The organism is Streptomyces sp. RKAG293 (assembly GCF_023701745.1).
In the GTDB taxonomy this organism is placed as follows: domain Bacteria; phylum Actinomycetota; class Actinomycetes; order Streptomycetales; family Streptomycetaceae; genus Actinacidiphila.
On sequence record NZ_JAJOZB010000001.1, the window covers coordinates 3,089,267 to 3,113,101 of the forward strand.

Below are 23,835 nucleotides of genomic sequence, written 5' to 3' on the forward strand. Positions count from 1 at the left end.
GCATGGAATGCGACCCGTTCCATCTCGTCGCGGAGCCTTCGCCCACGTTCAGATTTCGACCCTATTTACCATCTAGGCCCCATTTGTGCACCCTGTCAACATGACGCATTAGGCCAGTCCCGCGCGGACGGCAACTGGGAGCGTGAATCGGTTGCCCTGACGGCTCGCAGGGCCGCCGCGAGGCTTCGTCGGCCAACCGATCTGTTCCAATATGCGGCAAAGTGGTCCGAAAGCGCGTCCTTGAAGGCGGGGTACCTGAGCGAGAGGCGGGTGTGTGCCGGAGGTTGCGGGGCAGGCGCCTTTTGAGAGTTACCCACCGAATTGCCGGACGGGATCTCTCGCACTACCTGCACGGCAACGGAAGGTTTTCTTGTGACGGACAGCATGTGGGGACACACGGCAGCGTCGGGTTACCAGGCCGGAACGGATCTGACCGGGTTCAAGGTCGAGGCGACCGACGGCAGCATCGGCAAGGTCGACAAGCAGTCCGACGAGGTCGGGTCCGCGTACATCGTTGTCGACACCGGAGTGTGGATCTTCGGCAAGCACGTCCTGCTCCCGGCGGGGACGATCCAGTCCATCGACGGCGCGGACCGGAAGATCTACGTCGCCCTCACCAAGGACGAGATCAAGGACTCTCCGGAGTTCGACAAGGACAAGCACACCGGTGACGCGGGCTATCACCAGCAGGTCGAGGGCTACTACGGCAGCCGCGACTGAGCGCAGCACCGCCGCACCAGGGCGCCCCGCCTCCAGAAGTTCCCCTTCTGGAGGCGGGGCGCTCGCGTGTGTGATGAGGGCAGGGCGCCTCACGGTGGTCGCATCCGGTCAAGTCCGTGATCTTGACCTCTCGCAGTTGATCCACGGGGGCCAAGTACGCGCGCCCCGAGCCTGACGGGCACTCACCGCGCCCTGGAGGGAACCCGATCCCCACCATCCGAGCCAGAGATGCTTTGCCCCGGCTCCGCGAAGTCCCTGCCGCCTTGGGGACATCGGATCGGCAGAGGGGGGTAGGTCCGGGAGATGGGAGCCTGATGGTCGGGCGCCTTAAAGGGTGGACTAGATGACCGCACAAACGGACATAGTGGGCCAGCTGGTGGAGTTTCCTACGATGCGGGGTTGCCCAGCCACAGCGGGGGCGCTGCCGTGGATCGAGGACGGGCGCAAGGTCGCTCCGAAGGACGCGCGTGCGGTGTCAAGACTGTTCTTCGACCAGTTGCGGGTCCTGGAGGAAGGCAGCCGGGAGTACCAGTACGCGCGGAACACACTGATCGAGATGAGCCTGTCGATGGTGCGGTTCGCCGCCGGGCGCTTCCGTAACCGGCCCGAGGACATGGAAGAGATCGTCCAGGTCGGGACGATGGGCCTGATCAAGGCCATCGACCGCTTCGACCTGTCGCGCGAGGTGGAGTTCACCACCTTCGCCATTCCGTACATCGTCGGGGAGATCAAGCGTTTCTTCCGCGACACCAGCTGGGCGGTCCACGTGCCGCGCAGTCTGCAGGAGCGGCGCATCGTCCTGGCCAAGGCCCGCGAGACACTGACCGAGCACCTCAACCGTGAACCCACCACCGCGGACCTTGCGCAGTACATGGACCTCACCCGCGAGGAGGTGTCGGAGGCGATGATGGCCAGCAACGGCTACACCGCAGACTCCCTCGACGTCCCTGTCGGTGACGGAACCGAGGACGGAGCTGGAGCCGCGCGGACCGACCGGCTCGGCTCGGACGATCCCGGCATGGCCGCGGTGGAGAACCTCCAGGCCCTCAAGCCGCTGCTGGCCGAACTGGGCGACCGTGACCAGCGCATCCTGCAGATGCGCTTCGGCCAGGAGATGACCCAGTCCCAGATCGGAGCCGTCCTGGGCGTCTCCCAGATGCACGTCTCCCGCCTCCTGACCCGAACCCTGGAAACCTTGCGCGCCCGCCTGCTCACCCAAGCCTGACCGCAGCCCCGCGTGGCCCGGATCGCTCGTGTCGCGGGCAGAGTAAACGGGTGGGCGGGACATGACAGTTTGCTCGGCATCGCAGGTCAGCGGCTGAGTCTGGGGCGGGCCATTTGCGCCAGATAGGTGAACTCCGGCAGATGGTCACGAGCGGCCCCGACAGGGCAGTGCAGAATGCGCTCGCTGAATTTGATCATGGCAGGCTGCCGAGTGGCAGAGGGCCTTGTGAGCCGGAGGCGCACCACCCGTGGCGGCGATCATCAATCCCACCCGCAGGAGACACGATCTGGGAGCCGAGCTCCGCCGGCTCCGCAAGGCCAGTGGCCTGACCAGCACACAAGCGGCAGAGCGACTTCTGGTAGGCCAGCCCAAGATGAGTCGCCTGGAGCTCGGCCAACGCGCCGTCAACCCCCGCGATGTGCGCGATCTGTGCGCGATCTATGGAGTGACGGACCAGCACGTCGTCGACGCGCTGATGCGGATGGCTGAGGAGTCGCGCTGACCACCCCCGTTCCGGTCGACGGTACCCGCACCGCCACCGAACTGCTGGCGATCGCGACGGCTCTGTTCGACGGACGCCGTGCCCGTTGAGGATCCGCTGTGATCAGGCGGCCGCCGCGAGTTGGTCCCGCCGGGGCGCCGACGGTTCGGCCCGGCGGGCTGGCTTGCGGGTGATGCGGCGGGTCATGAGGGTGATCGCGGCGCCATCACGGGCACCGTTTCGGACAGCAGCACGTCGCTTCCACGCGAATTTCCCCCCGACCCACGGCGGATCGGGGGCCACGGCATCGAAATCCTCCAACAGATCTGCCAGAAACTGATCGTCGAGCGGGTGCCAGTCGGTAAGCGCATCCGTGCCGTCATCGCCAAGGGCAGGGGCCGCGTACGGTTTGTCGATTGTCGCAGGGTCGGGCGCAGCGGCGGTAGCCAGTACACCGGGCCGTCGGTTGGCGAACCCAGGTTGTCCTCTCGCTGTCTGCCATGGCGAGGGGACGTGGTTTGGGGTTGCGACAGGACTACCTGCGCGGATCGGGGAGAGTCGCAGTGCACGGCTACATGCCAGGGGGACGAGATGGTGCAGGATCCGGCGAAGCCGGCCGGGGCTCCGGTGTCAGTGGGGGTGCTGTACCAGGCGGCGCACTACGGGGTGGAGCACAGGGCTGCGGGTGAGGCGCGGCAGATGGCGGACGTGTTCGTGAAGGAGCTCGTCGACCTGCTGGTCGTCCCGGTGTCCGAGCCGTTCGCCTACGACGTGGCGTTGGTGGTGACGGAACTGCTCACCAACGCCAACCGGTATGCACCCGGCCCGTGCCTCCTGGAGCTGGAAGGGCGCCGCAGCGGGGTCAGGTTGCCGCTCTGGGACAGCAGCACCGCGCTGCCCCGCCTTTTCCCGCGAGACCCCACCCGGATCGGCGGCCACGGCATGGAGATCATCAACCGCATCTGCGCCGAGGTCCGCGTGGAACGCGTGCCGGTCGGCAAACGCATCCGCGCCACCCTCTGCCTGCCGGCTGGCCTCTAGGCTGCAGGCCCGCGCACGCAGGCCCCGCCCGGCCCGGCCGACCCCAGCGCGGCCTCGACGCTATCCGCGAGCACGAAGATCTGGAGGGCATCGGTCAACTCCAGCACATGCCGCAGCGGCGAGCTGATGGCGGCCAGGACCAGCAGACCGTCCCGGCTCTCCAGGTCCAGACGCAGCTGCAGGAAACGGTTCAGGCCCTGGGAATCGCAGAACGCCAGGCCCGCGCAATCCACGATCAGCCGGCGGCACCCCTGGTCCAGGAGGCGCTGCGCGGCGTCACCCAGGACAGGCTCCGTTCCATAATCCAGCTCGCCGGCCACCGACAGCACGGCCACACCAACCTGCGCCTGCCCCACCGCGCTCACCTGCAACGGCTCCATCGGACCCACCCTCGTCTCCTTCTCCCTCTCCATGAAAGGTGAGAGGGCACCCAACGCACCACCAGCCCGGTCTCTGCCCAGACGCTGGTGGATCGACACACCCTCAATATACGTACGCATGATCTATTCTCGAGAGTGGTGCGCAGGCACCGCCCCCAGACCGTGGTCAGTGCGTACGGCCGCAGACCTTCGGGAGGCGGCGATCTCCCGGGCGAGGCTGGCGAGCTGGTAGCTGTGGCTGCGGGCGTAGGTGCGCAGCGCGTTGAAGGCGTCGTCAACGCTCGTGTTCCAGCGCTCCGCGAGGATGCCTTTGACCTGTTCGAGGACGATGCGGCTGGTGAGGACGTACTGGAGCTGCCCGCGTTCGCGTTCGCTGTGGGCCAGGATGCGCCGGTCCACGACGTCCTTCGCCACCGCGGTAAGGGAACGCCCGATCGACGTCGATCTGAGCGGGCTGTCCTTTGCGGCGTCAGACCTCGTCCCAGCCCGTTCGCCCGGAGGATCAAGAACCATGTGGCGTTCTGGAATAGCGTCACCATCGGAGGCACCCGGGAAGGCCCCGCGCACCGTCGATGAACGGGTCGCCAGCACCCGAAGAGAGCTGTTGCGGTGGAATATGGTTCCGACCCGGACGCAATGGGCGTGTTGGGGAGCGGTCCATGGCGCTGAGTGTGGTCTTGATCGTGAGGTCCGTGCCGCACCCGGTGCGGAGCTGTCTCACCCTCAGGGAGATCTTCATGATGCGTATCGCCAAGGCCGCCACGGTCATCGCCGCTATGGGTGCCGCCCTGTTCGGCGGTGCGGGACTGGCCGCAGCCGACGCCGGCGCTGAGGGCTATGCGGTCGGCTCGCCCGGTGTGCTGTCGGGGAACCTGATCCAGGTGCCCATCCACATTCCGATCAACGTGTGCGGCAACACCGTCAGCGTGCTCGGTGCGCTGAACCCGGCATTCGGCAACCGCTGCGAGAACGGATCCGACCACCACATGGGCGACCAGGGCAGTCAGGACAACCGCGGCGAGGACAACTGGGGCCAGGACAACCGCGGCGGCGACGACCACAGCGGCCAGGCCCAGTGGGGCAAAGACCACCAGGGCAGCGACATGCACGGCGCCGGCATGGACGACTGCGACCACTGATCGCGCTCCGGCGCGTGGGGCGCACCTGATCGGGTTGCCGGTCTAGCATCGTACGGCGGTGCGGCGTGCGCGGCCCGCCCACGGGTGAGCCAATTTCTGCCGGATCGTGTGCCCCGCCCCTCCAGAGGGATGTGGCTGGTGCACGGTCCGCTTCTCCCGCTGCCCTGGGAAGGCCGGGGGCTTCGTTCGGTGACCACAGCACCGGACGAAGCCTTCCTGCCGACCTGACACGGCACGCGCATTCGCGCGTTCCACGAACCCTTGTTCATGATGCGCGGGTCCGTTTGTGGAGTGGGGCCTCCACAGGAGCCGCCCTCAGGGTGTGTGGGCGGGGTTGGTGCAATCGTCGTAGCCATCTGGGTGGCCTGCGGCACCGAACGGGATACCGGCATACCTGTGCCAAGAGCGGTAGCGGATGCGGTCGTTGGATGCCAAAGCTGGGAGGGGCGGCGTCACCGGAGGGAGCTGCCCCGCCGGCCGGTACGCCCCTTTGTCTCCTGCGTTCAGCGTCTGGGTGAGCTGCCGCTCCTGAGTCGCTGCGCGATGGCGAAAGGTACTGCTTCCGCCAGGTGCAGCACTGGGGGAGGAGGTCTTCCCAGAAGGCGTCGACGTCGTGGGGCGACGCCGTTGTCAGCCGGCAGTCGGCGGCTTCGGACTCGTCCGGATACCGGCCGTCCGTCTTGGTGTGGGTGACGTTGAAGGAGGCGGTCTCCAGCAAACCGAGCAGGTCCTCCTGCTCCTTCCCCGCGGACCGCCAGGGCTCCTCGGCCCGAAACTCCAGAAGCCGCGCGTAGGGCCCGCAGAAGATGCTGCGCAACTGGCCCAAAGTGGGTTCTTGCTCCGCCAGGGCTTCCAGGGTCTGGGTGTTGAGGGGTGGTCGGCCGCAGGTCAGGCGGTCCCAGATGGTGATGCCCAGGACGGTGGCCGCGCTGGCGTATCGCCAGGTGATCTCCCCGATGGTCCGCTCGTAGGCGACTGCTGCCGAAGAGGCTGCTCGCGCCGCGAGCTGATGGTGCGGCGCTAGGCCCTGTCCGGTGTATCCCTCCTCCAGATCGGCCTTGGCCAACAGTCTCCGCGTCAGGGCGCGGGCGCATTCCCACTCGCCACGCAGCTCTACGTGCGCGCGGTTCAGGCATCGCAGTGCCCCCGACTCCTCGCTGCTCAGCAGGCCGAGATCCTTCAGGTCGGGAAACCGTGGGCTCATCCGCTCCCCCTTCGCCTCAGCTGGACGGCTGGAGGAGTTCGACCCGCCCGCGTGCCCAGGCCGGAAACGGTCACTCCCGCACAACCATCCAGCGAAGTACGCAATACCCAGATATCGGGATGATGACGCCCGATGCGGTCGACTGGGCGCCGATGGCGATATCCGCACATGTGCTCGGACCTCCATGTGCGCAGGTCGACGGCTGCCTGGACCACTCCCTGCCGGCCGGTATGTGCGAAGACGGCCCACCGCGGGAGAGGCACCAGTCAGCAGGTCGAAGGCATCGACGTAAACGTCGTAAACGTCTCGCCCGCGACACCGCCGGCCGACGCTGCCCGCTAGAGCCGTGTGGTAACCGCAGGTAGCTGCCGGTCACTCGGGTGGCGTCACGGTTGAGGGCCGGCGACCACGTTCGGCCCAGGAGCGTTGCGGGGACTCTGAGTTCATGGTGCTTTATTCGTAGCTTAAGTCACATTACGGGCATTCTGTGCATGGCTCCGTGTGCGGCTCCGAGCGCTCGCCGCACCCCGCCGCCCCGCCTGCCATTTGGCAGGCACCGGCTCTGACCTGGAACGGATGTCCCATGCCACGATCCCGTCCGCGCCGCCACAAGAGTCCGACCCGCCCCGCCGAGCGAACCTTCGCGGCCGTGGGCACTCTCGCTCTGGTCGCCGCCGGCATTCTGACGACCCTCGCTCCCGGGGTCAGCTCCGCCTCCAGTCACCGCGAGGCACCGCTGACCGCCGGTGACCCGAAGGTCGACAACACCGACGTGTACGCCTTCACCAGCCCCGACAAGCCCGACACCGTGACCCTGGTGGCGAACTGGATCCCGTTCGAGGAGCCCAACGGGGGACCGAACTTCTACCCGTTCGCCAACGACGCCCGCTACAACATCAAGATCGACAGCAATGGAGACGGCAAGCCCGACGCCACCTACACCTGGACGTTCACCGACCACATCCGCGACGACGCCAACCAGTTCCTCTACAACACCGGCGTCGTGAATTCCGTGGACGACGCGAACCTGAACTTCCGCCAGACGTACAACCTGACCGTCACCGACGCGAGCGGCAACACCAAGACCCTGCTCAAGGACGCCCCGGCGGCCCCTTCGAACACCGGCAAGGCCTCGATGCCCGACTACGCCTCGCTGCGCAGCCAGGCCGTGGTGCCGTTGGCGGAGGGCGGTCAGTCCTACGCCGGTCAGGCGTCCGACCCGTTCTTCCTGGACCTGCGCGTCTTCGACCTGCTCTACGGCGGGAACCTCAAGGAGAGCGGCCACAACACGCTCGCCGGGTACAACGTCAACACCATCGCCCTGCAGGTCCCCAAGAAGGACCTGGCCCTCAAGGGCGATGCCACCCGCAACCCGGTGATCGGTGTGTGGTCCACCACCGACCGCAAGGGTGTCGCGGTCACCGCCGGGAGCAGTAAGGGTGACGAGGGTTCGCAGTCCAAGGGCAACGAGGGCAAGGGTGGGCCGCCCGTCGAGGCGGGCTGGCATCAGGTGTCCCGGCTGGGCAACCCGCTGGTCAACGAAGTGGTCGTGCCTCTGAAGTACAAGGACGCCTTCAACGCGCTGACCCCGGACAAGGACCACACGGTCACGCCGGTCGTCGACAAGGTCAAGGACCCGATCGTCCCGAAACTCGTCCAGGGCATCTACGGCATTCCCGCCCCGGCCGCGCCCCGCGACGACCTGGTGGAGATCTTCCTGACCGGTGTGTGCAAGGACTGTGGACCGATCAAGGCAGACCTCAACTCGCAGCTGCTCAACGCCGACGTCCACAAGGACGCCTTCACCCCGGCCGAGGAGCTGCGGCTGAACATGGCCGTGCCGCCGTCCGACAACCCCAGCCGCCTGGGGGTGCTGGGTCAGGACCTGGCCGGCTTCCCCAACGGCCGCCGTCTGAACGACGATGTCGTCGACATCGAACTGCAGGCCCTGGAAGGTGCCGCGCAGACCGGGAAGATCGTTCCCGCGCTCGCGGCCGGTGACGGTGTCGACACGCCCTACCGCCAGACCGGCACTTCCTTCCCCTATGTGGCGCTACCCAACACGGCCGCGGTCAACCAGGCCGACTCGCAGCGGCCGGACGGCGGCATCGGAGCCGGCCTCGGTGGCACGGCCCTGAGCGGATCGACCGTCGTTCCCGCCACCGCACTGGGCGGAGGCGTCCTGCTGGCGGTGGCCGGAGTGCTGTACCTTCGGCGGCGCCGGCACGCAGGCCGTCCGTGACCACCCCCGCCGCACCTGGCCGCCTGCGCTCCGCACCGGAGCGCAGGCGGCCGCGGGGGCTGCGCAGGTTCCGCCCGGCACGCCCCCGCAGAGTGGCCGCATCCCTCGCCGTCCTGACGGGCATATCGCTGGCCTCCTTCGGCACCTGCGCCCTCATCACCGCCGGCCCAGGGCCCGCGAAGATCGCGGACGTCGGAACCCTCCCCATCTCCCAGGGCGGGGACCGGGCCGCCCCCGCCGGAGCTTCAGCTCCGGCACCGGTGCGTATCCGAATACCCGGGATCGACCTCGACGAGACCCTGACTCAGCTGCAGGTGCAGCAGGACGGCCACCTCGGCGTCCCCGAGGACCCGCAGCAGGTCGGGTGGTGGAGCGAAGGCCCCCGCCCGGGAGATCCCGGGGCCGCGATCATCGTCGGCCACGTCGATTCGCGCACCGGCCCGGCCGCGTTCTACAACGTGTCCTCCCTGCGACCGGGAGACGCGATCACCATCGACCGCGAAAACCACACCCACATGGTCTTCACCGTCCGGGCGCTGCGGCAGTACGAGAAAGAAGACTTCCCGGACGACCAGGTCTATGCCACCGCCGGCGCCCCCGCGCTGCGGTTGATCACCTGCGGCGGCACCTATGACAAGGCCCTGCACGAGTACCGCGACAACATCGTCGTCTACGCGACCCCCGCCGACCCGCACCCCGCGGCACCGCCATCAGCCGCCTCTCCACCAGGTATCCCAGACCGGAGCGGGAATTGACCGAGTCCGAACGCATGCGCCCCGCACGCCGGCACCACATCCGGCTCGCGGCGATCACCAGTGCCCTGGGAGTGGGGCTCTTCCTCGCCGGCGGCCTCGGCCTCTCTCCGTGGCCGGCCGCACGATCCGAGCAGGGGTCACTCTCCGCCGACGCGGTGAGCGACCCGGTCGGTGACCCGCTCGCGGCGGACATCACCGCCTTGCAGGACCACCTGCGTAAGGCTCCGCAGGATGCCGTCGCGCTCGCCACGCTCGGTCTGGACTACGTCCAGCAGGCGAAAGCCACCGCGGACCCGTCGTACTACCCCAAGGCGGAGGAGCTGCTCAAGCACTCGCTGGCCGTGGAGAAGGCGGACAACTTCACCGCGCTGGGCGGCATGGCAGCCCTGGAGGCAGCCCGCCACCACTTCACCCCCGCACTGGACTGGGCGCGGCAGGCCGTCGCGGTCAATCCGTACAACTCCTCGCTGTGCGGAACCCTCGCCGACGCGTTCACCCAACTTGGCCGCTACGGCGAGGCTGCCGACGCCGTACAGCGCATGGTCGACCTCAAGCCGGGGACACCGTCGCTGTCTCGTGCCTCCTACGTCGCGGAACTGCGCGGGGACACCGACACCGCCCGCACCGACATGCAGCGCGCTCTGCAGGACGCGGCTGGGCCCGCCGACCGGGGCTTCGCCCACTACTACCTCGGTGAACTCGCCTTCAACAGCGGCGATCCGGCCGGTGCACTGGCCCAGGCGCAGGCCGGGCTGCGTGAGGCCCCCTCCTCCGTCGCCCTGCTCCAGGCCAAGGCCCAGGCCGAAGCGGCACTCGGCACGACGGACGCCGCGATCGCCGACCTGACCCAAGCCGTCCAGCGGGTGCCCCAGCCCGAGTACGTCCTCGCCCTCGGGGAGCTCTACCAGTCCCTCGGCCGCACCCAGGAGGCAAACCAGCAGTACCAGGTCTTTAGGGCCGAGCAGAAACTCTTCGCCGCGGGCGGTGTCACCCTCGACTCCGACGCCGCGCTGTTCGAAGCCGACCACGGCAACCCGCAGGACGCCCTCACCATCGCCCGCCAAGGTCTGCGGACCCGTCCGTTCCTCGAATCCCACGACGCGCTGGCCTGGGCCCTGCACACGAACGGCCGCGACGACGAAGCCCTGGAGGAATCGAACGCGTCACTCGCCCAAGGCACCCGCAGTGCCCTCTTCCACTACCACCGGGCTCTGATCCAACAGTCCCTCGGCGACAACGCGGCAGCGCGCAAGGATCTGACCCTGGCCCTGGCCATCAACTCCCGCTTCAACCCGCTGCACGCCCCCAAAGCGCGGGCGATTCTCGCCGCGCTGCCCAGCACACCGTAAACAGGCGACCGCCGCTGTCACCGCCCTACGACGTCACCGCGGGCAGCAAGGGCGTGAAGGCGTCCCAGCGAGCGATCTCGCAGCCGTTCGCATGAGAGATGGTGCAATGCCACCGGTGCAGCACGGCCCGTGACCGCAACACCTGCGCCAACAGTTCAGTCCGTTGCTTCTTCTGCGGGATGCAGACCTGCCGTCCACTTCTCTTCGATGCGGCCGAGTTTCCACACCGCGACGGCGACGAGCCAGGTGGTGAAGAACAGGCCGACGATGAGGAAGCCGATGATGTTCAGGTCCTGGCTGCCGACCCAGTCCCAGAACGGGCCGTGCAGATGGAGTTGGTTGGCGAGCAGTCCGAGGAGCTCGACGGTGCCGATGATGAGGGCGACGGCAACGGACAGCCCGGTGATGGTGAGGTTGTAGTAGACCTTGCGGACCGGCTTGGAAAAGGCCCATCCGTAGGCGAAGTTCATGAACGACCCGTCGATGGTGTCCAGCAGCGACATGCCTGCGGCGAACAGGACCGGAAGACACAAAATCGCGTACCAGGGCAGGCCCGAGGCAGCCCCGGAACCGGCGAGGACCATCAGGGCGATCTCGGTGGCCGTGTCGAATCCCAGACCGAACAGCAGGCCGAGCGGATACATCTGCCAGGGCTTGGTGATCGACTTCATCACCCGTCCCAACAACCGGTTCATGAAACCACGGTTGTTCAGTTGCTCCTGCAGCGCCGCCTCGTCGAAGTGGCCGGTCCGCATCTTCCGGAAGACCTTCCAGATCCCGGCCAGGATCACCAGGTTGATGGCCGCGATGATGTAGAGGAAGGCACCGGAAACGGTTGTGCCGATCAGACCGGTCAGGTGATGCAGCTTCGAATTATCATCCTCAACCGGTCCAGCCAGCGCCTTGATACCCAGCGAGAGGAGAAACGCCAGGACGAAGACAATGCTGGAGTGGCCGAGGGAGAACCAGAAGCCCACCGAGAGCGGGCGCTGGCCCTCACCCATGAGCTTGCGGGTGGTGTTGTCGATGGCCGCGATGTGGTCGGCGTCGAAAGCGTGCCGCATGCCGAGGGTGTACGCGGTCACCCCCATCCCGATGCCGAACGCCTTGGTGCCCACCGTGTAGTGCTCCGGTGCGACGATCACCACCAGCGTGAACCAGCCGATCACATGCAGCGCCAGGATGAACGCGGCCATGCCGCCAAGGCGCGTCCACTCCTGCCTGGTCATCGAGTCGCGCAGGCGCGCCCAGCGCGATACCGGCGCGACGAGAGTTGACGAAGGAGCGGGGGAGGTGGAGGTGAGCGCCATGGGACTGCTTTCTTCCGGTCAGGCGTAGCTCATTCACCGTAGAAGCATGGAGTTCCTACTTGCAACTGATGCGCAGTAAAGAATAAGCAATTTACCGAACCGCGAGTCCGAGGCCACTCGCAATATCGTCCACCTGTGCGACCGGGCGATGCCAACCCTCAAATGGCCGCATAAGTTCACGTCAACGGCGATACCTTTATGGCCCCACTGGTTGAGACTTCCGGTCGAGAGAATTAAACGCCAAATCCTCTTGCGCGGCATGGGATGCAGAGCAGAAACGATCATCCAGCCTCCTCAACCACCCGCATGACCTGGGCATCTTGATTACTGGGCAGAAAATAGTCCCATTAAATCCATCGGCGGGGTGGCTGGAAAACTCTCTCCATTGAGTGGAGTTTCATATCGGAGCCAATCCGCAGTGCGCTTGGCTCCGAAGAGGATGCGGAGGTCCAAACCTCCGAGACCGTCCCCACGTTCGCGAGAGAAAGACTCTTCATGACCGCAAACGCAGCACCCGCCGGCAGCCGTCGGTGGAAGTCCGCAGCCATGCTGCTAGCCCTCGGTTCGGCAGTCGCCGGCGCCGCACTGGCGGGGCCGGGATCCGGTGTCGGCCAGGCGTCCAGCCACCGCGAAGCACCGCTGATCGCGGCTGACCCGCAGGTCGACAACACCGACCTGTACGCGTTCACCAGCCCGGACAAGTCCGACACGGTGACGCTCACGGCGAACTGGATCCCGTTCCAGGAGCCGAACGGTGGACCGAACTTCTATCCGTTCGCCGAGGACGCGCACTACGACATCAACATCGACAGCCAGGGCACCGGCAAGCCGGACCTGACCTACCGGTGGACGTTCCGCAACGAGGACCTGCGCGGCGAGAAGACGTTCCTGTACAACAACGGCGTCGTGAACAACCTCAACGACAAGACGCTGCTGTTCCGCCAGCACTACTGCCTGCAGGAGATCCGCGCGGGCAAGAAGCCGGTCACGCTCGTCGCGGACGGCATCGCCACGCCGTCCAACGTCGGCAAGGCGTCCATGCCGAACTACGGCAGGCTCCGCAACCAGGCGACGAAGCAACTGCCCGGTGGCGGTCAGACCGTCGCCACGCAGGCCGCGGACCCGTTCTTCCTGGATCTGCGGGTCTTCGACCTGCTCTACGGCGGCAACCTCTCCGAGACCGGGCACAACACCCTGAACGGCTACAACGTCAACACGTTGTCCATCCAGGTGCCCAAGTCCAAGCTCGCCTTCAAGGGCAACGCCAAGCGCAACCCTGTCATCGGCGTGTGGAGCTCCACCGAGCGGCGCACCATGCAGCTCAGCCCCGGCAAGCAGACCCCCACGGGCAAGTACGTGCAGGTCTCGCGTCTGGGCAATCCGCTGGTCAACGAGGCCGTCGTACCGGCCGGGCTGAAGAACGCCTTCAACGCGCTGCCGCCGTCGGAGGACCACAACCAGCCGAAGGTCGTCGCGAAGGTCCTCGACCCTGAGCTGCCCAAGCTCATCCAGGGGATCTACGGCATCCCGGCGCCCGCAACCCCGCGCAAGGACCTGCAGGAGATCTTCCTGACGGGCATTGCGAAGGCGACCAACGGGCCGCTGGCCGTGGACCTGAACTCGCAGCTGATGAACCTCGACATCAACAAGAAGCGGTTCGTTCCCGCCGAGGAACTGCGGCTGAACATGTCGACACCGGTCACGGCCATGCCGGACCGGCTCGGTGTGCTCAACGGTGACTTCCAGGGCTTCCCCAACGGCCGCCGCATGGGTGACGACGTCATCGACATCGCCATCCAGGCGCTCGAAGGCGCCACTCCCGGTCACCTGATCCAGGCACTGGCCGCCGGTGACGGCGTCAACGGGCCGGGCATCCCGTTCGGGACCACGTTCCCGTACGTCGCTCTGCCGTACACCGGTTCGGTCAACCAGGCCGGCTAGTCCCGTCCGGCTGGTCCCGTCCGGGCCGGTGCGGGCCAACACGACTGGCCCGCACCGGTCCACCGGCCCCGTCGTTGACGACGCGTACGTCCATCGGCTCATCCACAGCCCAACACGCCCATCGTTCATCGTCCAGTGAGGGATGTCGTTCATGCGCCGCCTCGCCCTGATCGCCACCGCCGCCGCGCTGTGTGCCGGCCTGACCGGATTCGCGGCGCTGGAACACAACTCCAACCCCCCTCCTCCCGCATCGGCAGCCGCCCCTGCGGCCGGCTCGGCCCATACCGCACTGTCGATCGGCGCGGTGGTGACCAAGCTCCAGGACAAACTGCGCCGGCAGCCCGCCGACGCCGCAGCATGGGCGCAGCTGGGCTCCGCGTACGTCGAGCAGGCCCGGCTCACCGTTGATCCGACGCTGTACCCCAAGGCGGAAACGGCATTGCGACGCTCGCTGACGCTGCAGCCGGACGTCAACACGACCGCGCTGACCGGCATGGCCGGGCTCGCGAACGCCCGGCACCAGTTCAGCCAGGCCCGTACCTGGGCCGATCAGGCCGTCGCCGGCGACCCGTACGCATGGGCCGCCTACGGTGCACTGACCGATGCCCTCACCCAACTCGGCGACGACGCCGGAGCCCAGGCCGCCGTCCAACGGATGCTGGACCTGCACCCATCGACCGCATCGTTCACCCGCGCCTCCTACACGCTGGAACTGCAAGGCCGAACCGATGAGGCGGCACAAGCCCTCCAACGAGGTCTGGAGGATGCATCCAACCCTGCTGACCAGGCCTTCTGCCAGCACTACCTGGGGGAGTTGGCCTTCAACACCGGTTCCACCGCTGCGGCGTTGGAGCACTACCGCAAGGCGCTGGCCCTGGACCCGACCTACACCGCCGCCCTTGCGGGAGTAGCCCGCGCCGAAGCCGCGCTGGGCCGGACGGCCAAAGCCGTCACCGACTATCAGGCAGCCATCGCCCGCGTTCCCCAACCCCAGTACGTGCTCGAACTCGGCGAACTCCTGGAGTCCCTGGGCCGCACCGCGGAGGCCCGCGCGCAATACAGCGTCCTGGAAGTCGAGCAGAAGCTGTTCGCTGCCAACGGCGTCGTCGACGACCTGAACCTCGGCCAGTACCAGGCCGACCACGGAAACCCTCAACTCGCCGTCACTCTGCTCACCGCCGAATGGGGCCGCCGCCACAGCGTGCTGGTCGCCGACGCCCTGAGCTGGGCCCTGCACCGGGCCGGCCGCGACGAAGAAGCGCTGCCCCTGGTCAGAGAAGCCAACCGGCTCGGGTGGCGCGACGCCACCCTGCGCTACCACCGCGGCGTCATCGAGCAAACCGTCGGCGACGACCAGGCCGCACGCACCGACCTGACGGGCGCCCTGTCAGCCAACCCCGCCTTCTCACCCCTGCGCGCACCCGACGCCCGCGCACGCCTGGCCCGCCTCCAAGGACAACGATGACCCGTATCCACGTCTACGCCCGCCGCGCCGCACTTCTGTTCGCCGGGATTCCGGTGCTGCTGTCCCTGGCCGCACCCACCGCGTCAGCGCACCCGCTGGGGAACTTCACCGTCAACCGGTACGACGGTCTGACGCTCCACTCCGACCGGGTCGATGACCTGGTAGTGGTGGACACCGCCGAAATCCCCACCCTCCAGGCCATGCCCGGCCTGGACACCGATCACGACGGCCGACTCAGCGCCGCCGAAGCCGCCACCCACGCCCGCACCACCTGCTCCACGATCGCCCGCGCGATCCGTGCGACCGCCCAACCCCAAGGGACCGGGTCCTCACGCGCCGTCTCGTTGCACTTCCAGGCCATGACGACCGACTACCGGCTCGTACGCGGCCAGGCCGGTCTCGACACCGGCCGGCTCGAGTGCCGGTTGACCGCGCCCGCGGACCTGGGCGCCACCGGAACCCTCGAACTCACCACCGGAGTCGATCCGTCCCACATCGGCTGGCACGAGATCACCGCCCAGAGCGACGGGACGCGGATCGGCTCCTCGGATGTCCCCGCCACCTCCATCTCCAACGAGCTGCGGAAGTACCCCGCCGACCTGCTGTCCAACCCGCCCGACGCCCGCCACACCCGCGTCACCCTCGGTAACGGCCCGGGGGCCGTCGCGGGGAACGCGCCGGGTTCGGGACTGCTGGGCGGCTGGTACGCGGCTCTGGACGCACGGTTGGGGTCCCTCACGGACCGGGACCGGCTCACCCTTCCCATCGGACTGCTCGCCGTGCTGCTGGCCCTGGTCCTGGGCGCCGGGCACGCCGCGCTGCCCGGACACGGCAAGACCATCATGGCCGCCTACCTCGCGGGCCGACAGGGCCGACCGCGCGACGCGGTCACCGTCGCCACGACCGTCACTCTCACCCACACCGCGTCCGTCCTGATCCTGGGCACCGCGCTGAGCGTGTCCTCCGCCCTCGTCGGCGAACAGGCACTCGCCTGGCTCGGCACCATCAGCGGCCTCGTCATCATCGCCGCCGGAATCTGGCTCCTGCCCGCCGCCCTGCGCACCGCACGCACCCGGTCGGGGGCCCGGTCCACAGACCAGGCCCCCGCACACGACGGCCACACCCACGACAACCACGAGCACGGCCACGATCATCCGCACAGCCATGACGTGGCGGTCGCCGCCGTCGCCGAGCCCCTCGGAGCCGGCGAACTCGTCACGGCTTCTGTCGGAAACCCGGCCGTCGCCGCAGCCGGCACGACGACAGAGGCAGCGCTCGCCACGGGACCCGAGTCACACCACGACCATGCGGCGCCGAACGCTGTCGCTCACCAGCACCAAGAGCAGCGCCACCACAGCCACAGTGGCCACGGTCACCCACACGGCCACAGCCACGGGCTGTTCGGCCACCATCATCACGATGGGTCGACCGGCCGTAAGAAGGGCGGCCTCATCGGGATCGGCATCGCAGGCGGGCTCGTCCCCAGCCCCTCCGCCCTGATCGTCCTGCTGGGCTCCATCGCCCTGGGCAGAACCGCCTTCGGCGTCGCCCTCGTCCTCTGCTACGGCCTGGGCATGGCCGCCACCCTGGCCGCCGCCGGACTGCTCCTGCTCAAACTGCGTGACCGAATCCCGGCCCTGAACGGCGGACGTGCCGGCCGACTCGCGACGTGGGGCGCACGCATCACCCCGCTGGGCACCGCACTACTCATCCTGGCCGTCGGGATGGGCACCGCACTGCGGGCCATGCCGCTGTGACCCGTCACCGAGGCCTCGCCATCACTCCGGAAAACAGGAAGACCACCATGGCATCACGTGCTCGCACCCGCTGGACCGCCCTGTTCGTGCTCGGCGCGCTCGCGCTCACCGCCTGCGGCTCCTCCGCGGCGCGCACCGGCGCACTCGACACCACCTCCGACAGCAAGAAACCCACCTGCCGAACCCACCAGAGCGTGCTGCCCAGCCAGGACTACACAGGGGGAAGCGACGCGAAGACCCTGGCCGTCCTGGCGATGATGAAGTACTACACCGCCAAGGGAACGCTGCCCTTCTGCGACACCAAGCCCGCCACCGCACAGGACGCCGCATGGGCCAAGCTCTACACCAACCTCACCAAGCCCTGACGGCACGGTCGCCCAGGAGGGCCTTAACCCCGGGACCTGTCTCCTGGCCTCCGCTGTGCTGGGTCGGTCGCGCGCGGTCACGGCGTGGTGAAGGTGTAGCCGGCGTCCAACAGGCGTGGGATGTAGTCGTGGAGAGCGGCAAGGGTCTGGGCCCGGTTTCCGCCGCCATCGTGATTGAGGATGATGGCCCCCGGCTTGACCGTGCTCAACACGGCCGAGGCAATGTAATTCTGGCCGGGGCATCGCCAGTCCTGAGGATCCACGCTCCACGCCAGGGGGCTCATCCCCAGCTGGAAACACACATCCGGTGCCTTGGGCGAGAAGTCGCCACCGGGAGCACGGAACCAACGAGTACGGCATCCGCCGGTGGCCCACTCGACGACGTCGCTGGTGCGCTCCAGTTCGTCGCGGACGCCCCCGGACGACAGACGGCGCAGGTCAGGGTGTGACCAGGTGTGGTTGGCGATCTGATGCCCGGCTTCATAGATCCGTGCGAGGACACTCGGGTTGTCAGCGGTGTTCTGACCCACCACCACGAACGTGGCACGGATGTCGTAGTGGGCCAGAATCGCCAGGATCCTCGGGGTGTACTCCGTGTTCGGCCCATCGTCGAACGTCAGCGCGATGGCCGTGCGATCCGGGTTCGACAGTTCGTACAACGGTGACGTACGTAGAGCGGGTTCAGCCGGCTCAGCGGGAACGGGCACCGCAGCGGGGGGTGCCGCCGCGGCCGCTGGTGGAAATGGCACGGCGTTTGTGGTCGGTGTGATGGGCGTCCGGCCCGTACGAATTGCGCCGGGTTCTCCCTCGGCCGGTTCGGCGGATCGGGCGCAGCCAGCCATCAGGAGGCCGACGCCGGTGGCCAGGATGAAGCGTCGCGGCAACGCCTTCGGGACCGGTTCCATGCCCCGGTCTCTCACACCCCCGCAGGCCCGGAAGGATAACCACACCGGCCCAGAGCGTGATTCAGCCGGGCAGACCGTTCCAGCGTGCCGGACGCGATGCCATCGAGTACAACCGGCGGCGGAATCGCCCGTCCGCAGGGCCGGGCACCTCCCGGAACGCGTCAGTGAGCATCCAGTTCGCCGTATCGCACCGGGCTGACGTTTTGCCCCCAATGGGCACGGCGAGAGAAGCGTGCCGTGCCGGAATTCGTGCGGGACGCGCAGTACTGCGACAACAAGGCCTGGTGCTCGCAAAGCTACTGAAACGGGGGTGGGCCCTGCGCCGAGGCAGGGCCTCCGGTCCCGTTCGGTCCTGTTCGCCGGGGCAGCCGGCGTCTGGATGCCGCTTGTCCGCGAAACCGTGACGCGAGTTCGTCGCAACCTCTCCTGCTCCATCGCCTCGGATAACATTCCCTATTCGATGCAGCAGACCGGATATGACGCCCCGTCGGTCCGGCGCCGCGACCGAGGGGAATCCTCCGCCCGTGACCGACCCCGCCGCGCTGGACCGCACCTTGCACTACACCGACGACATCACCGGCGGTGACGTCGAGGCAATCGACGCATTCCTCGCGCCGCGGCTGGCCGAGCAGCGCGACGATCACTACGGCACGCCCGGCTACAAGATGGCCTTCGCCCTGGACAGCCTCGTGCAGGACGCGGCCAACACCGCCCGCTGGCACCTGGACAAACTGGCCAAGGACATCTTCCTCGACGCCCGGGACCGCCTGAGCTCTCGGCAGGACCTGCAACGGGCGTGGAACCGGCTGTGGAGCGCGGTCTACCCGTGGAACGCCGACACCGGCTACGACACGGCGCGCTGGAACCACCTGGACTATCTCGACCCGCAGGACCGGGCCCGCCAGGAGGCAATCGCCGCACAGGCCGAGGCCGAAATGGGCGCCGGGACGTAATTGCCCACTCACGATTGGATCATGGTCCGAGTGAGCGGCGCAGACGGCTAGTCGGGTGGGCACAGCGTCCGCCCGTCCGTAGTTGAGCACCTGGGCAAGGATTTCGCGGAACACGACGACTTCCGCGGCCGGTACCTCGATGGCCTTCTTGCGCGCGGGAGCTCCCACAGCCTGATGCTGTCTCCACCGATCGACCTCGCGATCGAGCAGTCCACCGCCCGCGGCCAGATCATGATGCGAGCTGGTGACCGGCTCGACATGGCCTTGCACGCCCGCCCCGTCTGGGGCGACGAGCCCAGACCGTGGAGCCGACGGCGCATCCGACAGCGCCTGGCGGACACCACCAACAGCTGGCGATCCTGGACAGCGCCGCACCTGCTCCTACCGCGGGCCGTGGCAGGAGCAGGTCGAGCACAGCGGGCGGGTACTGCAGGCGCTCACCCTTCGCCCCGACAGGGGCGATCGTGGCGGCCGCCACCACCTCGCTCCCCGAGAGCATCGGCGGAGACCGCAACTGGGACTACCGCTACACCTGGGTACGCGACGCCAGCTTCACCCTCCAAGCCCTGGCCACCGCATCCTGCGACAAGGAAAAGGGCGCCTTCTTCGGTTTCCTCGCCCGCGCCGCAGCCACCCAGCTGCAGCGCGGCGTGGACCTCCAGGTCATGTACGGCATCGGAGGCGAACGTGACCTGAGCGAAACGGCCCATGCCCGAAACGGGAGCCAGCCCGAACACACCGCCCCCAACTACGCCACCACACTGTCGCTGCTCTGACCTTCGGTGTCCCCCCTGTGGGCACTGTGAGCCTGGACCGCTAGTCGATCGTGATCGGGCCGTCGGTCGGTTTGTCCTTCCCGGCGTCCCTCTCGGTGTCCTTGCCGGTGGGCTTCGGCTTCACCGGCTCCGCGGGGCCGGCGGCCGGCTTCAGGTAACCCTGCAGTTCGAGCAGGCCGTTGTCCTTGCCCGGACGGGGGTACTCGGTGGAGCCGCTCAGGTTCTTCCGGACCGAGTCCAGGATGGTCAGCCCCTGGCCGACCAGTCCCGCCGCGATCTCACTGAGGCCGTCGGCGCCGTTGAGGACGTTGACGTTGGCCCCGGCGAGGCCGCCGGCGGCCTCCTTGACGATAAGCGGCAGCTGGTCGATCAGCATCCGGTCCAGTGCCACCCGGTCGTACGAGGCCGCGGCCTCGGCCTGGATCTTCATCCGCTCGGCCTCGGCGATCGCCAGCACCTTGATCCGTTCGGCCTCGGCCTCGGCGGGCTTCACGATCTCTGCCCGCAGCTGCTGCTGCCGGAGCTCGGCCTGGCGCTGGGCCAGTTCGGTCTGGGCGATGAGCACTTCCTGCTGTGCGTGGGCCATCGCCAGCGGGCCGGCCTGAGCGGACTCCGCCTGCGCGCGGTCCACCTGGGCCGAGTACTCGGCCTTCACCACGGCGGTCTGCCGGGCGTACTCGGCCTGGTTCCGTGCGGCCACCTGCTCCGCCTCCACCGAGGCCTGGGTGGCCTGCGCCTGGGCGATCTGCGCCTGCCGCTGGATGGCGGCCTTGTGCGGTGCGGCCATCGCGGCGATGTATCCGGTGTTGCCGTCGTCGATCGACTGGATCTGCAGCGAGTCGACGGTCAGACCGATCTTCGCCATCTCGGTCTTGGAGGTCTCCAGTACCTCGGTGGCGAGCTTCTGCCGTTCGGTGACGATCTCCTCGACCGTCATCGAGCCGATGATGGAGCGCAGATGACCGGCGAAGATCCGGCCGGTCAGTACCGACATCTGGTCCTGGTCGGAGAGGAACCGCTGGCCGGCGTTGACGATGCTCTCCCGGTCGTTGCCGACCTTGAAGGCGATCACGGCCGTCACCGACAGGGCGATGCCCTGCTTGGTCACACAGGTCTCGGCGACCTCGGCCTCGCACATCGCCAGGGTGAGGAAGCGGGTCTTGCGGAAGACGGGGAGCACGAACTTTCCGTGGCCGGTCACCACGCGGAACGGCGCACCTTCCAGTCCCCGCCTGCCGCCTGAAATCAGCATCGCCTCGTCGGGGGCGGGAACGCGATAACCGAACATTTCGTCTCCTTTGAGGGGCGTCGGTGACGCCGCCCAACGCATCCAGGGGATCTGCCCACTCGATGACGCCGACCTGCCCGAACGGTCCCTGCCTTGACAGTTGTTCGTGCAGTCGCCCTCTGAGCAGGTGAGTCAGGCCGGCGGTTGGCCGCGTGGCTCCCGGGCAAGGTGATCTTAGGCGGTGTCGGTGAGGGTGGCGAAGGCGACGATGTTGCCGAGGTAGGTGCGGGTTTTGGGGTCCCAGTTGCCGCAGGTAATGAGGCGGAGTTGCGGGCGGTCCGCGGTGGTGGAGTAGATGTCGAGGGTGGGGAAGTCGTCCTTGGGGAAGGCCCGCACCGAGTCGATGGTGAAGGCGGCGGTGGTGCTGTCGGTCCGGGTGACGCTGACGCGGGTGCCTACTGTGAGGGCGCCGAGCCGGTAGAAGACGGCGGGGCCGGTCTCCTTGGAGTCGACGTGACCGAGGATGACGGATGCGCCGAGCTGTCCGGGGGTGGGTGAGTTCTTGTACCAGCCGGCTTGCAGCGGCTTCCAGGGGACCTGGACGGTTCCGTCGGTGTTGCGGCCCAGGGCCAGCAGGGCGGTGTGGACGCCGATGGCGGGGATGTCCAGGGACACCGGTACGGATGCCGGGAGGACGTGCTCCGCTGAGGAGTGTGGTGCCGGTTTGCCGGGGGGCTGTGGTGGTGTGGGGCGTGCCGTGGTCGCCGGGGCTGCCACGGCTGGGGGCTGAGGTGGCGGCGCGCTCCTGCTGGGCGCGCCGGCAAGGGCGACGGCGGCACCGGCTCCGGCCAGGGCCAGTGCTGCGGTGAGTCCGATGACGGTACGGCGGCGGGTGCCGCCCCCCGCCGGACGGGGGCGGCCGCTTCGGGGTCCGGCTCGGGCCTGGTGCCGGGCCCGGTCCCGTCGGTCATCGCTGGGCTGCGGCATTCCTGCGCCGCAGGATCAGAGTGCCGGCCAGTGCCGCGACCGCGGCGGCGCCCAGGCCGGTGGCGATCAGATCGGCGCTGTTGCCACCGGCAGAGGCCTGGGTGGCTCCGTCACCGGTTCCCGCTCCCCCGGTGGGCATGGAGTTCAGGGCTCCGCAGATGGCGGGGGCGGTGGCTTCCTGAGGGAGCTTGGGGTCCAGTTCGCTGGCGCCCAGGACGTTGTCGTACTTGCCGTTGTGGTTGTAGTCGATGCCGTGCACGACGATCACGGCGTTGTTGGCCCGTACTGCGGCCGCCACGTCCGGGGTCACGGTGATGGTGCGGGTGTAGTGGAACGAGCCGGTGGCCGGGAAGCGGTCGATGGCCAGCGCGCTGTTCGGGCTGGTGTCGCCCTTGGTGGTCAGGGACGTGCCGATCTTGCCGTAGGCAGGCAGACCGTCGGTGGTGCTGATGGCTTTGTGCCCGTTGTGGTCATGGGCCGCGTCCGCCTTCGGGCATTCACCCGAGCCCTTGATGTGGATGTGCTGGGCGTGCGGGGAGGCGTCGAGCAGTTGGTTGGCGGTCACCGAGACGGTGGCCTGGTTGCCCGACAGGGTGACGGTGGCGGTGCCGGAACCGTTGACCATGTTGGTGGCCACCGGGTCGAGAGTGGCCTGATAGTTCGCACCACCGCTGGAGTCCTGTGCGGACGCCATCGCGGGCAGCGCCAGCGGTACGGCGAACGCGGCTATACCGACCAGGGGCAGGAGAGTCTTGTTCATGGCTTGCTCCAAACGGAGCCCTGCGGCAGTCCGGTGCCGCGCGGAATGAGGGCTCCTGTGCCATAGGGAGGAACAGCGACCGAGGCTTCACCAAGGACGCCGGGATCAACTCACACCCCTTATTCGGAGCTGACACCAGCAGCGGATGGGTCTGGGTCGCGGCAAAGCCAAGAAGCCGTCGTGCGGCGATCGCGTCCCCTCCGAGTCCTCCGGACAAAACACGGATGTACGGGGAGTAGCGTCTGCCGGGTCTTCATCCGAGCATCGCCCCTGGTCAGGGTTTCCACGGTTGCGCAACGAGGCCGCCTGTGCAGAAGGACACTCTCGACAGCGAATTCGACCCAGATTCGACCCGGTCGGAATGTCCGCCCTGCAAAACGCGCTCTGACCTGCGGCGATATAAGGCGGCGGACGAGTCGGCCATATACGCCGGGTTCTGTCTCCCGTGGTCCTTGCGGGCCATGGGGAGGCGGCCATCCATCTGGGACCGGCGTTGCCGCCGGCCTCGTGCGGTCTACCCGCGGACTCGGGCGGGCAGCCCTCAGTCATCCGCGCAGAGCCGCCTTGCGGCGGCCCATTCTTGACCTTGCTCCAGGTGTGGTTTACCTAGCCGTCCAGGTCACCCTGGACGCTGGTGGTCTCTTACACCACCGTTTCACCCTTACCGGGGGCCTTGCGGCTCCCGGCGGTCTGTTTTCTGTGGCACTGGCACGCGGGTCACCCCGGGTGGGCGTTACCCACCACCTTGCCCTGTGGAGCCCGGACGTTCCTCGGAAGGATCACAAGGATCCCGCCGCGACCGCCCGGCCGGCTCGTCCGCCGTGCCGCCCATCCTAGTCGACGCGCCTGGGC

20 protein-coding genes, 1 other RNA gene and 1 pseudogene are annotated in these 23,835 nt (G+C 68.0%); 14 read left to right on the forward strand and 8 right to left on the reverse strand.

Annotated elements, in window-relative coordinates; translation table 11 throughout:
• Nucleotides 1-372: 372 nt before the first annotated feature.
• The 4 genes from LNW72_RS13715 (at nucleotide 373) to LNW72_RS13730 (ending at nucleotide 3,467) form a co-directional block, all read left to right on the forward strand.
• A complete protein-coding gene (locus tag LNW72_RS13715; protein ID WP_250975670.1) occupies nucleotides 373-720 on the forward strand; it encodes a PRC-barrel domain-containing protein in 348 nt (115 codons plus the stop codon).
• 343 nt (nucleotides 721-1,063) lie between these two features.
• Nucleotides 1,064-1,945 carry an RNA polymerase sigma factor SigF gene (locus tag LNW72_RS13720; RefSeq protein WP_374117245.1) on the forward strand — a complete coding sequence of 294 codons (882 nt, stop codon included), beginning with the start codon at nucleotides 1,064-1,066 and terminating at the stop codon, nucleotides 1,943-1,945.
• A gap of 247 nt (nucleotides 1,946-2,192) precedes the next feature.
• A complete protein-coding gene (locus LNW72_RS13725) occupies nucleotides 2,193-2,447 on the forward strand; it encodes a helix-turn-helix transcriptional regulator (protein WP_308401941.1) in 255 nt (84 codons plus the stop codon).
• A gap of 570 nt (nucleotides 2,448-3,017) precedes the next feature.
• Nucleotides 3,018-3,467 (forward strand): ATP-binding protein, encoded by a 450-nt coding sequence (locus LNW72_RS13730; protein ID WP_250975672.1) that lies wholly within the window; start codon nucleotides 3,018-3,020, stop codon nucleotides 3,465-3,467.
• Here the strand turns inward: LNW72_RS13730 and LNW72_RS13735 are convergent.
• Entirely contained in the window at nucleotides 3,464-3,847 is a 384-nt protein-coding gene (locus tag LNW72_RS13735; RefSeq protein ID WP_250975673.1) for an STAS domain-containing protein, read from the reverse strand. The two genes, LNW72_RS13730 and LNW72_RS13735, sit on opposite strands and share 4 nt — an antisense overlap.
• A gap of 123 nt (nucleotides 3,848-3,970) precedes the next feature.
• Entirely contained in the window at nucleotides 3,971-4,261 is a 291-nt protein-coding gene (locus LNW72_RS13740; RefSeq protein WP_250975674.1) for an ANTAR domain-containing protein, read from the reverse strand.
• A 323-nt stretch (nucleotides 4,262-4,584) separates the two neighbouring features.
• On the opposite strand from LNW72_RS13740, the pseudogene LNW72_RS13745 reads away from it, so the two are divergent.
• From LNW72_RS13745 to LNW72_RS13760, 4 genes and pseudogenes are all read left to right on the forward strand, one after another.
• Nucleotides 4,585-4,848, forward strand: a pseudogene (locus tag LNW72_RS13745) (chaplin); the annotation flags it as partial.
• Between the two features lie 1,925 nt (nucleotides 4,849-6,773).
• Entirely contained in the window at nucleotides 6,774-8,432 is a 1,659-nt protein-coding gene (locus LNW72_RS13750) for a DUF4331 domain-containing protein (protein WP_250975675.1), read from the forward strand.
• A gap of 92 nt (nucleotides 8,433-8,524) precedes the next feature.
• A complete protein-coding gene (locus LNW72_RS13755) occupies nucleotides 8,525-9,187 on the forward strand; it encodes a class F sortase (protein ID WP_250975676.1) in 663 nt (220 codons plus the stop codon).
• A complete protein-coding gene (locus LNW72_RS13760; protein ID WP_250975677.1) occupies nucleotides 9,184-10,536 on the forward strand; it encodes a tetratricopeptide repeat protein in 1,353 nt (450 codons plus the stop codon). Before LNW72_RS13755 ends, LNW72_RS13760 begins: the two co-directional genes overlap by 4 nt.
• A gap of 155 nt (nucleotides 10,537-10,691) precedes the next feature.
• On the opposite strand, the gene LNW72_RS13765 is transcribed toward LNW72_RS13760, so the two are convergent.
• Entirely contained in the window at nucleotides 10,692-11,765 is a 1,074-nt protein-coding gene (locus LNW72_RS13765; RefSeq protein WP_250980142.1) for a HoxN/HupN/NixA family nickel/cobalt transporter, read from the reverse strand.
• A gap of 576 nt (nucleotides 11,766-12,341) precedes the next feature.
• Between LNW72_RS13765 and LNW72_RS13770 the strand changes: the two genes are divergently transcribed.
• From LNW72_RS13770 to LNW72_RS13785, 4 genes are all read left to right on the forward strand, one after another.
• The gene (locus LNW72_RS13770) at nucleotides 12,342-13,787 is read left to right on the forward strand and encodes a DUF4331 domain-containing protein (protein ID WP_250975678.1); all 1,446 of its coding nucleotides are present in this window, start codon (nucleotides 12,342-12,344) and stop codon (nucleotides 13,785-13,787) included.
• Nucleotides 13,788-13,938: 151 nt separating this feature from the next.
• Nucleotides 13,939-15,252 (forward strand): tetratricopeptide repeat protein, encoded by a 1,314-nt coding sequence (locus tag LNW72_RS13775; protein ID WP_250975679.1) that lies wholly within the window; start codon nucleotides 13,939-13,941, stop codon nucleotides 15,250-15,252.
• The gene (locus LNW72_RS13780; protein WP_250975680.1) at nucleotides 15,249-17,009 is read left to right on the forward strand and encodes a nickel transporter; all 1,761 of its coding nucleotides are present in this window, start codon (nucleotides 15,249-15,251) and stop codon (nucleotides 17,007-17,009) included. The genes LNW72_RS13775 and LNW72_RS13780 overlap by 4 nt, the downstream gene beginning before the upstream one ends.
• A gap of 47 nt (nucleotides 17,010-17,056) precedes the next feature.
• On the forward strand, nucleotides 17,057-17,374 hold the full coding sequence (locus tag LNW72_RS13785) for a hypothetical protein (protein ID WP_250975681.1): 318 nt from the start codon (nucleotides 17,057-17,059) through the stop codon (nucleotides 17,372-17,374).
• 77 nt (nucleotides 17,375-17,451) lie between these two features.
• Here LNW72_RS13785 and LNW72_RS13790 read toward each other — a convergent pair whose 3' ends face one another.
• On the reverse strand, nucleotides 17,452-18,033 hold the full coding sequence (locus LNW72_RS13790; RefSeq protein WP_250975682.1) for a polysaccharide deacetylase family protein: 582 nt from the start codon (nucleotides 18,031-18,033) through the stop codon (nucleotides 17,452-17,454).
• A 770-nt stretch (nucleotides 18,034-18,803) separates the two neighbouring features.
• Here LNW72_RS13790 and LNW72_RS13795 point away from each other — a divergent pair.
• Nucleotides 18,804-19,232 (forward strand): hypothetical protein, encoded by a 429-nt coding sequence (locus LNW72_RS13795; RefSeq protein ID WP_250975683.1) that lies wholly within the window; start codon nucleotides 18,804-18,806, stop codon nucleotides 19,230-19,232.
• Nucleotides 19,233-19,696: 464 nt separating this feature from the next.
• Complete coding sequence (locus tag LNW72_RS13800) at nucleotides 19,697-20,008, forward strand: glycoside hydrolase family 15 protein (protein WP_250975684.1); 312 nt, start codon at nucleotides 19,697-19,699, stop codon at nucleotides 20,006-20,008.
• Between the two features lie 40 nt (nucleotides 20,009-20,048).
• On the opposite strand, the gene LNW72_RS13805 is transcribed toward LNW72_RS13800, so the two are convergent.
• The 4 genes from LNW72_RS13805 to rnpB all read right to left on the reverse strand — a co-directional run bounded on the left by LNW72_RS13805 (nucleotide 20,049) and on the right by rnpB (nucleotide 23,798).
• Entirely contained in the window at nucleotides 20,049-21,296 is a 1,248-nt protein-coding gene (locus LNW72_RS13805; RefSeq protein WP_250975685.1) for a flotillin family protein, read from the reverse strand.
• 174 nt (nucleotides 21,297-21,470) lie between these two features.
• Nucleotides 21,471-22,223 carry a class F sortase gene (locus LNW72_RS41185; RefSeq protein ID WP_285369558.1) on the reverse strand — a complete coding sequence of 251 codons (753 nt, stop codon included), beginning with the start codon at nucleotides 22,221-22,223 and terminating at the stop codon, nucleotides 21,471-21,473.
• Nucleotides 22,204-22,983 carry a hypothetical protein gene (locus LNW72_RS13815; protein WP_250975687.1) on the reverse strand — a complete coding sequence of 260 codons (780 nt, stop codon included), beginning with the start codon at nucleotides 22,981-22,983 and terminating at the stop codon, nucleotides 22,204-22,206. The genes LNW72_RS41185 and LNW72_RS13815 overlap by 20 nt, the downstream gene beginning before the upstream one ends.
• A gap of 408 nt (nucleotides 22,984-23,391) precedes the next feature.
• Nucleotides 23,392-23,798, reverse strand: an RNA gene (gene rnpB / locus LNW72_RS13820) — RNase P RNA component class A.
• Nucleotides 23,799-23,835: the final 37 nt, after the last annotated feature.